Annotated in this window: 3 protein-coding genes; all 3 read left to right on the forward strand. The window is 74.2% G+C overall.

Going from position 1 to position 1,740, the window contains the following annotated elements; genetic code table 11:
* The coding region (locus B8460_RS13120) for a histone deacetylase family protein (RefSeq protein WP_048862055.1) at nucleotides 1-625 on the forward strand (625 nt) is incomplete at its 5' end.
* Between the two features lie 15 nt (nucleotides 626-640).
* Nucleotides 641-934, forward strand: coding sequence for an exodeoxyribonuclease VII small subunit (locus B8460_RS13125; RefSeq protein ID WP_048862056.1), 294 nt, complete (start codon nucleotides 641-643; stop codon nucleotides 932-934).
* Nucleotides 921-1,682, forward strand: coding sequence for a TlyA family RNA methyltransferase (locus tag B8460_RS13130; protein WP_048862057.1), 762 nt, complete (start codon nucleotides 921-923; stop codon nucleotides 1,680-1,682). Before B8460_RS13125 ends, B8460_RS13130 begins: the two co-directional genes overlap by 14 nt.
* Nucleotides 1,683-1,740 lie beyond the last annotated feature (58 nt).

Genomic DNA, 1,740 nt, shown 5'->3' on the forward strand with positions numbered 1-1,740 from the left:
GCGCGGCGTGGACGCCGTGCTCGGCGGTGAGGCCGACAACGCCTTCGCCGCCGTGCGTCCGCCCGGCCATCACGCCGAGCCCGACCGGGCGATGGGCTTCTGCCTGTTCAGCAACGCCGCCATTGCCGCGATGCATGCCCGGACGGCGTGGGGCGCGGAGCGGGTCGCGGTGCTGGATTTCGACGTCCACCACGGCAACGGCACCCAGGCGGCGTTCCGTGCCGACCCCGCGCTGTTCTATGGCTCCAGCCACCAGTTTCCCTGCTACCCCGGTACCGGTCGCGCCAGCGAACGCGGCGTGGGCAACATCGTCAACGCCCCGCTGCCGCCCGGGAGCGGTAGCGGCACGTTCCGCACCGCCTGGGCCGATCACATCCTGCCGGCGCTGCGCGCCTTCGGCCCCGACCTGATCATCGTCTCGGCCGGGTTCGACGCGCACAAGGCCGATCCGCTGGCCGAATTGCTGCTGGAGACGGCGGATTTCGGCTGGATCACGACGGAGATCCTGGCGGTCGCCGACGCGGTCTGCCGCGGCCGGCTCGTCTCCGTGCTCGAAGGCGGCTATGACCTCGCAGCCCTGGCCGACAGCGCGGCCGCGCATGTGCGCGCGCTGATGCGGGCCTGATCCACGAGACGCCGCATGCCGAAATCCGCCGCCGATCCCGCCGCACCCGCCCCCGCCGACGCCGCACCCATTCCCGCCGACGTGGCGACGCTGGCGTTCGAGGACGCGCTGGCAGAGCTCGAAGGGATCGTGCGCAAGCTCGAGAGCGGACAGCAGCGGCTCGCCGATGCGATCGGCGCCTATGAGCGCGGCGCGGCCCTGCGCCGGCACTGCGAGGCCAAGCTCGCCGAGGCGGAGGCGCGCGTCGCCGCCATCGTGGAGCGGGCGGACGGCAGCCTCGGCACCCGGCCGATGGATGGCCCGACATGACGGCGCCCCGTCGCTGAAGCGTCGCGCCGACCATCTGCTGGTCGAACGCGGCCTCGCCGAAAGCGGCGCGCGCGCGCAGGCGCTGATCCTGGCCGGCCTCGTCTACAGCGGCGAACGGCGGGTGGCGAAGGCGGGCGACGCGCTTGCGGTGGACGCTCCGCTGTCGGTGCGCGGGCAGGACCATCCATGGGTGTCGCGCGGCGGGCTGAAGCTCGCGCATGCGATCGCCGCGTTCGGCCTGTCGCCGGCCGGGCGCGTGTGCCTCGATATCGGGGCGTCGACGGGCGGCTTCACCGACGTGCTGCTGGCGCACGGCGCGGCGCGCGTGCACGCGGTCGATGTCGGCCACGGCCAGCTGGCGTGGAAGCTGCGCAGCGATCCGCGCGTGGTCGTGCACGAGCGCTGCAACGCCCGCTACCTCGATGCCGCCGCGATCGGCGAGACGGCCGGGGCGCTGGTCTGCGACGCGAGCTTCATCGGCCTGCGCACCGTGCTGCCGGCGCCGCTCGCGTTGTGCGGGCCGGATGCCTGGGCCGTCGCGCTGATCAAGCCGCAGTTCGAGGCAGGCGCCGGGCAGGTGGGGTCAAAGGGCGTGGTGCGCGATGCGGCCGTGCACCGCGCGGTGTGCGCGATGATCGAGACGTGGTGGCGTGCCCTCCCGGGCTGGCGCGTGCTCGGCCTCGCCGACAGCCCGATCACCGGCCCGGAGGGCAACCGCGAGTTCCTGATCGCCGCCACCCGCGCCTGATCGCCGCCCCGTCCTGTGCGCCTTCCGGTCAGGCGGCGTGCGCGTGGGCACGTGCGCG

This window comes from Acidisphaera rubrifaciens HS-AP3, assembly GCF_000964365.1.
GTDB lineage: Bacteria > Pseudomonadota > Alphaproteobacteria > Acetobacterales > Acetobacteraceae > Acidisphaera > Acidisphaera rubrifaciens.

What these genes read in the sequence shown, in the direction of transcription:
- B8460_RS13125 (WP_048862056.1), top strand. Translation starts at nt 641, where the DNA reads ATGCCGAAATCCGCCGCCGATCCCGCCGCACCCGCCCCCGCCGACGCC.
- B8460_RS13130 (WP_048862057.1), top strand. Translation starts at nt 921, where the DNA reads ATGGCCCGACATGACGGCGCCCCGTCGCTGAAGCGTCGCGCCGACCAT.